Origin of the sequence: Novosphingobium sp. SL115 (assembly GCF_026672515.1) — a bacterium.
In the GTDB taxonomy this organism is placed as follows: domain Bacteria; phylum Pseudomonadota; class Alphaproteobacteria; order Sphingomonadales; family Sphingomonadaceae; genus Novosphingobium.
This window is the reverse complement of sequence record NZ_JAPPRG010000001.1, coordinates 328771-336633: the sequence shown is the minus strand read 5'-3', so window position 1 is coordinate 336633 and position 7863 is coordinate 328771. Positions and strand designations below refer to the sequence as shown.

The following is a 7863-nucleotide window of genomic DNA, read 5'->3' as shown; positions in this document are numbered from 1 at the left end:
GTGCCAGACGGTCGCGGATTTCCGGCATGCGGCGCGCTGCGCGATCGAAGCCGGCGCCGATGGCGTCGAGATCCATGGCGCGAACGCCTACCTGATCCAGCAGTTCTTCGCTCCGAGCGCCAACACGCGTACCGATCTCTATGGCGGCTCGATCGAGAACCGCGTCCGCTTCGCCATCGAGATCGCCACGGCCATCACCGAGGAGATCGGGGCGGATCGCACGGCCATTCGCCTTTCGCCGGGGACGACGATGTGGGGGATCGACGAAGGCCCGGAAGGCCCCGCGCTCTACCGGCATCTGGTCGCCGAACTGGACAAGCTGGGTCTCGCCTACCTGCACATCATGCACCAGGGCGACGAACCGCTGCTCGGCGACGTTCGCCAGATCTGGAGGCAACCGCTGATCCTCAACCGTCCTGGTCGCCCGCGTGAGGACATCGGCACTGACGTGGCGTCAGGTCTCGCCGATCTGGAATCGTATGGTCAGATGATCTTGGCCAACCCCGATTTCGTAGCCCGGTTGAAAGTGGGTGCGCCGTTGGCCCAGGCCGATCCCGCCAGCTATTTTGGCGGCAACGAACAGGGATATGTCGATTATTCTACAATGGCAGAAGCTGTCTGAGAAAGAAGGGGCCGCGCTTGGCGCGGCTCCGTCTCGACGGGCTGTCGTGGACAAAAATGACGGTCGATGGCCAGGAAGCAGCCGCTTTGGACTGGTCGCTTATTAGCTGCCGCAGCCGTTACGTCCGTTTTGGCTCGCCCCAAAGCATGCCAATGATAACGCCAGCCTGAGAAGCAGCAGTTCGCAGGCTCAAAAGCCAACAGCAGGTGAGACCGACCAAACGGCGTTCGTTTCCCGACGGCAGCCGACCAAAGTACGCCCCCTATCTTGGACATCATGAAGGTCCGGTTGCGCTAAAAGCTCCCGATCAAGAATTCCGCCAGAACGGCCTTTTTCGAGCGTTCGGGAAGCTACGAGGCATCCTCGCGCTGCATCTGGATGGTTTTGGCTGCGATAATGCCCAGCTCATCGATATTGGTCGGCTTCCACAAAACCGGGATTTGCGAGGCAGACATGGCGTGCAAGGTTTCGGGTGATCCATCGCCGGTAATGAAAACGGCTGCAATACCCGGCCATTTGCGCTGGGCCAGTGACACGGCCTCATCACCCAGGTGTCCATCGGCCAAATGCCAGTCTGACACGATCAGGTCTGCCGGTGCATCATCAAGCGCAGCAAGTTCGGCCAATGAGGCGACGGCGCGGACGTTGCCGGCAAGCAGACCAAGCAGATCTGCGAGCGCGGTGCGAGCGCCCTCGTCATCGTCGATCATGACGATCCGCAGGTTCGCCAGCGCTTCACGTCCGGCGGATTTGGGAGGGCGCGGGATCGCCGGTGTCTTGATGTTGGGAAGCATCGGCAGTTCGATGTACACCGCCGCGCCAGCCGTCCAGCGCGTGTCGAGGCCCAAGCTGCCACCGACCAACCGGGCCATCTCGCGCGCGACCGCAAGACCGAGGCCCATACCTTGCGCCTTTCCGCGCGCGACAGCGCCCTGAACGTAGGGCTCGAAGCAGGTTTCAGCATGATCACCAAAGCCGATCCCGTCGTCTATCACATAAATGCGGACGCGATTGCCGATCTGCCGGGTGAAAATCAGCAACCTCTCGCCCTGCGCATGGGTGCAGGCGTTGTGAAGCAGGTTGCGAAGGATACGGGACAGCAGGTGGGGGTCAGTGCGGGCGCGGTGGAAACCGCCATAGGCACGCAGCCGCATTCCCGCGTTGCGTACGATCACTTCATGCTCGGCGGCCATAGTGGCGATCAACGGTGCAAGGTCGACCGCACAGATTGCGGTCGGCATCGTACCGCTTTCCAGCCGAAGGTGCTCCAGCATCCGATCAAGCAGCGCGTTTGCCTCCTGGAAGGCCTGCTGCACGCCGGTTTCTGCCCGCGCGCGCAGCTGCGCCTTGGGGTTCATTTGCAGCTGCTGGAAAAACAGCATCGCGGCCTGCAAGGGCTGGCGCAGATCGTGACTGGCGGCGGCTATGAAGGTGGTGCGATCATCGCGAGCCTTCTGCGCTTGTTCCAGCGCCAGGGCGAGGTCGGCGGAGGCTTCTTCCGCCTTCAGCCGCGATTTGATCGCGCTGCGCACGGCGTATTTCAGCGTCAGTGCCACGCCGATCATCAGCAGGCCATAGGCGGTCAGAAACACCGCCAGCGCGACTGCGTAGCTTGAATTGCCCTGCAGAAAGAATGCGGCGGTCGAACCCAGAACGGCCACCACCGCAAAGGTGATGTTGCCGATCGCCTCTGCCGTAGTGATGACTTGCGCACTGATGGTGGCACAAAAGAATACCACCATAAGCAACTGCAATTGTTCGCTGGCGTAAGGGAAAAACAGCCAGACGGCGGACGCGACCGCCAGATCGAACAGCGCGGTCACCACGTTTCCGGCCCGCGCCCAGATAGTCGCCAGTTCCAGATCATCAGGGCGGCGGATCAGGACAGTCAGCGGCAGCGCAATCAGCAGCACGATGACAAAGCCCATGAACCCTGTCCACAGCATCAGGTTTTCAGGCGGCACCACCGGCTTGAACAACAAATGGACGTAAATGAAGGTGCCCGCGATAAGGAACGTCATCAGCCCGGCCACGGTGAATTCGATGCGCGATTCAGCCGCGCGGATGCGCTGATGTTCGGTCGCTTGCCGTGGTTTGGCCGTGTCCGGCTTGCTCATGCGATGCCCTCCGCCGCACGATGTCTGGCCTGTGTTTCGATCAGAAGCAACCACCCCGGCCAAGCAGCTAAACCATCTGGCTAAGCCATTTTTCCCCTTGCGATTTGCCGCAAGGGACGATCAGGACGCGCCGATCAGTCCCAGCGCGCGCGCCCGCACGCCGGCTTCGATCCGGTTGGCAACGCCCAATACGGCAATGATCTGCGCAACGTGCACCTTGACCGTGGCCGGCGATATATCAAGTTCGCGCGCAATTTCCTTGTTCGATCGCCCGGCCGATACGTGCTCCAAGACCATGATCTGCCGACTGGTCAAGCTTGCATGGCCTGCCTCTGCCAGCGGCGTAAATGCGGCGGTTGCGGGAATGGGATCAGTTGAAGAACGCACCGCGTTGGCGTTGCGCATAGCCAATTCCCCAATGCCGCTGGGCAGATAGACCCCGCCTGCCATCACCAGCCGCACCGCCGCTTCGGCCACCGGAGGCGCCGAGGATTTGGGCAGGAAACCGTGCATCTGCAGGTCCAGCGCCATCATCAGATCTGCTTCATCGGCCGAACCGGAAAACAGCATGAACCGCGCCTTTGGCAAGGCCATCTGCAGCGCCTTTATCCCTGTCCGGGCATCGTCTCCGGGAATATGTATATCCAGCAAGCACAGACCGATATCGCGGTGCTTCAAGGCAATTTCAGCGGCGTGCTGGTAATTGTGAACGACAAGAGTTTGCGCTTCGAGCGCATTCTCGATCATCAAGGCAATGGCACCTGCAACAATCGGGTGATCGTCACACACCAGAACTTCCACGATGTATCCCCCCGGACAGCGTCAATAACGCACAGGCGATCCGCCACGGCAGTTTCGGATGAAAGCTCTAGGTTGGCACAAGCAGAAACACAAGCTGACGATTGAATTGCTGTCATCAGCATCGCCCGGAACCTCCTATTGTTTGAAATCATCTCCGTAATGATTGTCAGACAACGACTTAAGCCATCCGGCTAAGCCGTCTGGCCGATGTGCTGCGCATCTCCATCTGCCACCATCCCTTCAGACGAAGTCTTCGCACCGAATGGCGGGCCACTGCTGCCCCGCTTTCAGGCAGGGGGGCTGCCGAGCCTCAGGGTTCCGGCGGCAAAAGGAACAGGGGAACAGCACCATGATCACGCACGCCATGACCGCAACCAAACAGGCCCGTAAGCGGCAATCCTGTCAGCGCCTGGTCGCCATGCTCATGGCCGGAAGCGCGCTGACACTGCCCGGCGCAGCGCTGGCGCAGAGCTGGGTGGGTGGCACGAACACGGATTACAACACACCCACCAACTGGAACGACGGCACGGTACCCGTCAGCCCAGGCAGCGTGTCGATCAACACGGACACCAACGAAGCGGTCATTGGTGCAGGCCAGAATAACACCGCCCGATCGCTGACCATCGGCGAATCCGGCACGGGAAGCCTGACCGTCCAGCAAGGTGGCTCACTGGAGGTGGGGGACTCAGTGAATTTCGGGATATTGTCTGTCGGCGGCTCGCAGACGACAAATGCCATTGGCGGCAATGGCACCCTTCGCGTTCTTGGCACGGGGTCGAGGGTCACAGTGTTTGGCCCGCTCGAGATTGCGCGCAGTCGGGGCACCACCGGCCTTGTCGAAGTGCTGGGCGGAGCGCGCCTGACCGCGCGATCGGCAAATATCGGCGTGGCTGCGGGCAGCAATGGCGTGCTGTTGATTTCCGGGGCTGGATCGCAGCTCGATCTTGGCTCTAACGACCTGACGCTGGGCAGCACTGACGAAAATGCGGGACGCGGCACGCTGAATATTCTTGATGGCGGCCAAGTCACCGGGAGCCGGTCCGATACGGTTCGGTCGGGCAGCAGCATCACGGTGAGCGGGGCCAACTCATCATTTGTGAGCACGTCTGCCATTGGCATCAACGGCGCCTTGCTGGTCGAAAACGGCGGCTCTTTCAGCCATGGCACCATGACCGTGGGGGGCACTGCCACGGTCCGCAATGGCACATTGGCGGCCACGGCAACGTTCAATGCGGGTGGCCTCAGCATCAGCCCTGGCGGAACACTGACAGCGGACAATAGCACGATTACGGTTGGTTCGAACTTCAGCGTGCGCGGTACCGCGACGCTTCAGGCAACCAATCTGTCCGCGGCCGCCATCGGCGTGTTCCAGGACGGCTTGCTCAACATCGGCGCGGCTGACCGCGCGGCAGCGGCGGCAGCGGGCACCTTGACCGCGCCAAGCATTACCCTCAACGAACCCAATTCGCGGTTGGTGTTCAATCATACCAATTCCGGCCTCACGGTCGGCGCTTCCATTGGCGGTTCGGGGCGCATTCTGCACAGGTCCGGCACGACGGTTCTGACATCGGCCAATTCAGGCGGCGCTTTTGTCAATGGCGGCGTGGAGTTGAGCGGGGGCACGCTGCTTTCAAACGGACTTCTTCGCGCCAGCACCGTTGCCGTGCAAACCGGCGGTAGGCTGGGCGGCAGCGGCACGGTTGAAGCTTTGGTCGCTGTGACCGATGGCATCATCGCCCCGGGCAGTGGGGGGATCGGCACGCTCAGGCTCGGCAACCTCGCTCTCACCAGCGCCTCCGTGCTCGAATACGAACTTGGCGCAAGCGGATCTCCGGGCGTTGGCAGTGACCTCATCACGCTGGGCACGATCAATACCGGCGGCAGCTTGACGCTCGACGGCACGCTGAATGTGACCGATGTGGGCGGGTTTGGTGCCGGGCTTTATCGGCTGATCGATTATCGCGGCACGCTGACCAACAACGGTTTGGAGGTAGGCGTGGTGCCTACAGGGTTCGGTGCCGCAGACTTTGAAGTGCAAACCTCGGTCGCGCAGCAGGTCAACCTGATCGTGACAGCCCCGACGCTCACATCGTTCCCCTTCTGGAATGGCAGCGCCACAAGCGCCAACGGCCGGATCGAAGGGGGCAGCGGCACTTGGACCGCCACCGGCACCAATTGGTCCACGACGGCGGCCACAGCCAACGGGGCGTATAACCCGAAAGACCTGCTGATTTTCACCATCAGCACTGCGGACGAGGCAGAGCAATTCCAGGCCTTCCAGCGGGTCAGCACGCAAATCGTCGCCGCCACCCCTTCTGCCAGTGCAGGAACAGTCACCGTCGATGGGTCGCAAGGCGCGATCAGGCTCGAAACCGGGATGCAGTTTGCCGTCACCGGCTATACGCTGACCGGTGATGACATCGTTCTGGCTGCAACCGAGCCCTGTGGCGAATGCAGCCCGCTGCCCGGGCAAACCGTCGTGCGCGTTGGCGATGGCACTGATGCCAGCACCGGGTTTGTCGCCACCATCCAATCCCGGCTGGTCGGTGCATCGGGCCTGCTCAAGACCGATCTCGGCACGCTGATTCTAGCGGGCGCGAACACCTATTCCGGCGGCACCGAGATTGCCGATGGCAAGCTGCAGGGCGATGCCAACAGCCTTCAGGGCGATATCACCATCGGCAGCGATGGCACCTTGCTGTTCACGCAAGCCGATGATGGCGAATTTACTGGCGCGCTTTTGGGTTCAGGGATTTTTGCCAAACAGGACGCGGGCCAACTGCGGCTGAGCGGTGATTCTTCGGACTTTGATGGCACATCGGTGCTGACCGGCGGCGAACTCGCAGTTGATGGAACATTGGGGTCGGCGCTTTCCACCATCCAGATGGGCGGCGCAGCCACGCTGTCCGGCGCGGGGCGCATCGGCGGTTCAGTGGCGGTGGATGATGCCATCGTCTCACCCGGCGGGGTGATCGAAGCCCCGCAAGCCGGGCGGTTTGCCGTCCAAGCTTTGGCCGCAGCGCCATCGGCCAGCCCGGTGGGACTGCTCACCATTGATGGCGATCTTGCGCTTACCGATGCCTCGATCCTGGCCTTCGACCTGGGCGATCCCGCTGGCGAGGCGGGCATTGCCAGTGACCTGATCAACGTGGGCGGCAATCTGACGCTCGGCGGCACGCTTGACGTGAACGATGCGGGCGGTTTTGGCGCGGGTCTTTATCGCCTGATCAACTACAGCGGCATGTTGACCGATAACGGGCTTGGTCTTGGCCTGATACCTGAAGGCTTCACTGCAGCAGACCTTGCGGTGCAAACCTCGGTGGCCAATCAGGTGAATCTTTTGGTTGCAGCCCCGTTCACCAGCTTTACCTTCTGGGACGGCGCAAACACCGCCGGCAATGGCGCGGTCAATGGCGGTACGGCCACATGGCGCGCCGACACCACCAACTGGACCGTTGGTGATGGCAGCAGCAACGGGGTCGCCGATCCAGCGCAATTGCTGATCTTTACAGGCACGCCGGGCACGGTGACCGTGGACAACACAGGCGGCGCCGTGCGCGCAACCGCAGGCCTGCAGTTTGCCAGCAACGGCTACCGCATCGAAGGCGGCGCTGTGGCGCTGGATGGCACCCTTGCGACGATGCGTGTGGGCGATGGCACGGCGGCGGGCGCAGGCTTTACCGCAACCATCGCCTCATCACTGACCGGCACGGCGAAGCTGGAAAAGACCGATCTTGGCACGCTGGTGCTTTCCGGAGCGAACACCTACGCAGGCGGTACGCGCGTTACGGGCGGCACCTTGGAAATTGCCAACGACGAAGCCTTGGGTGCATCTGCGGGCACCGTAACGCTGGCTGGCGCAACCTTGCGCAACAGCGCTGCACTCACATCGGCACGCGGCTTCACCATCAGCGCCAGCGGCGGCACGATTGACAGCGGCAGCAACGCCCTGACGCTGTCAGGTGCCATCGGCGGCACCGGCAATCTGCGGCTGACCGGCACGAGCGCGCGCACCTTTTCAGGCAACAGCAGCGCCTTTGCCGGAAGCACGACGCTGGCTGCGGGCAGCCTCGCCCTGCCCGGATCGCTGGGCGGCCTGCTGACCGTTGCCGCGCCTGCCACACTGACTGGCGCCGGGCGGGCCGGGAGCCTTGATCTGGCCGGAACCTTCAGTCCCGGCGCGGCAGCGGGCGCGATCGGCACGTTCAATGTCACGGGCGATCTGACCATCCGCGCAGGGTCAACCTTGCTCATCGATGTTGCCGCCAGCCGCGGTGCCGATCGCATCGATGCAGGCGGGCGGGCGCTGATCGAAGGCGGCAC

Annotated in this window: 3 protein-coding genes and 1 pseudogene; 2 read left to right on the top strand and 2 right to left on the bottom strand. The window is 62.4% G+C overall.

Features of this window, described 5'->3' with window-relative positions:
• A partial coding sequence (locus OVA07_RS01485) for an oxidoreductase (protein ID WP_442789605.1) occupies nt 1-622 on the top strand: 622 nt, incomplete at its 5' end.
• A gap of 350 nt (nt 623-972) precedes the next feature.
• Here the strand turns inward: OVA07_RS01485 and OVA07_RS01480 are convergent.
• Together OVA07_RS01480 and OVA07_RS01475 are read right to left on the bottom strand one after the other, a co-directional pair.
• Nucleotides 973-2739 (bottom strand): ATP-binding response regulator, encoded by a 1767-nt coding sequence (locus OVA07_RS01480; protein WP_268169692.1) that lies wholly within the window; start codon nt 2737-2739, stop codon nt 973-975.
• A 120-nt stretch (nt 2740-2859) separates the two neighbouring features.
• Entirely contained in the window at nt 2860-3540 is a 681-nt protein-coding gene (locus tag OVA07_RS01475) for a LuxR C-terminal-related transcriptional regulator (protein WP_268169691.1), read from the bottom strand.
• Nucleotides 3541-3802: 262 nt separating this feature from the next.
• On the opposite strand from OVA07_RS01475, the pseudogene OVA07_RS01470 reads away from it, so the two are divergent.
• Nucleotides 3803-7336 (top strand): annotated as a pseudogene (locus OVA07_RS01470) (beta strand repeat-containing protein); the annotation flags it as partial.
• Nucleotides 7337-7863: the final 527 nt, after the last annotated feature.